The organism is Rhizobium ecuadorense (genome assembly GCF_001187535.1).
Classification (GTDB): domain Bacteria; phylum Pseudomonadota; class Alphaproteobacteria; order Rhizobiales; family Rhizobiaceae; genus Rhizobium; species Rhizobium ecuadorense.
Genome location: NZ_LFIO01001053.1, coordinates 1 through 480, shown reverse-complemented (window position 1 = coordinate 480; position 480 = coordinate 1). Strand labels below are relative to the sequence as shown.

Below are 480 nucleotides of genomic sequence, written 5' to 3'. Positions count from 1 at the left end.
GACTGCTTTTTGTCGCGCTCGCCTATTGGTGGCTCGACAACACCACGCACGAGTTGATCGGTACTGGCATGTTCGTCCTTCTCGTCTCGCACAACGTCTTCAACAGGCGATGGTGGGCGCGGCTTCCAAAGTCGGTGCGCGGCAGGCCGAGTTTTCTGACAATCGCTTCGAATATCTCGATAGCCTTGGCGATATCAGCATTGCTGGTGACCAGCGTGCTGATTTCCCGCACGGTATTTGCTTTCCTTCCCTTGAGCGGTGGGCCGACGGCGCGCGAAATTCACATCCTCGCGGCCTATTGGGCGTTCATCCTCGCAGCCGTCCATCTTGGCCTTCACTGGTCGATGATCATGGTGGTCACTGGGAAGCTCTTACGGGTTGGGCCGCCAAACGCGATCCGGACCGGATGCCTTCGTGCCGTTGCGGGCGCAATTGCGGCATACGGCATTCACAGCATATTCGTCATGGGAATCGGAGACC

1 protein-coding gene is annotated in these 480 nt (G+C 58.1%); it reads left to right on the top strand.

The window, feature by feature from the left end; translation table 11 throughout:
- Positions 1-2 precede the first annotated feature (2 nt).
- Positions 3-480, top strand: a 478-nt coding sequence (locus AF337_RS18840) for a DUF4405 domain-containing protein (RefSeq protein ID WP_049733247.1), incomplete at its 3' end; no start/stop codon positions are given.